This window comes from Halorubrum sp. Atlit-8R (genome assembly GCF_003666025.1).
GTDB classification, from domain to species: domain Archaea; phylum Halobacteriota; class Halobacteria; order Halobacteriales; family Haloferacaceae; genus Halorubrum; species Halorubrum salinarum.
Window position 1 is genome coordinate 1 of sequence record NZ_QPLV01000058.1, and the last position, 458, is coordinate 458.

At 38.4% G+C, this 458-nt stretch carries 1 protein-coding gene; it reads right to left on the reverse strand.

What is annotated here, in order from left to right:
• Positions 1-17: 17 nt before the first annotated feature.
• Positions 18-458, reverse strand: a 441-nt coding sequence (locus tag DVK05_RS17165) for a hypothetical protein (RefSeq protein WP_158598871.1), incomplete at its 5' end; no start/stop codon positions are given.

The following is a 458-nucleotide window of genomic DNA, read 5'->3' on the forward strand; positions in this document are numbered from 1 at the left end:
TAAGTGTCAACAATAAATCATACAAGTCCAAGCTTTTCAAAAGCAAATTCTTCAACACTTCGGTGGGCAAACGCAGCGTTATTCAGTTGACTGAGGAATATATTTATTGGACTCTCAGTATTGACTGTATATACTGTATAGGTTTGCGATCCACGAGAAACTTCCTCAGTATCAACTATACCTAACTTTACGAGATTTTCAATATACTCTCGTACGGTATTATGACCGAGTGCTGAATTGTCTGTTATTTTATTTTTACTGTAAGCAATATCTTCATCCGCGTCAGCAAGGAACCAAGCAATGAGCCGTGCCCTTCCGGTATACCCCATTAGTTCCGTTAGAGAAATATCACTAATATCATCTGAGACGTATGGATCTTTTTTTCGAGTATAATTAATATGAAATTCTCTGAGCAACTGAACAGTTAAGCTATCGGGGATGCGGTAACGTGGCATTGC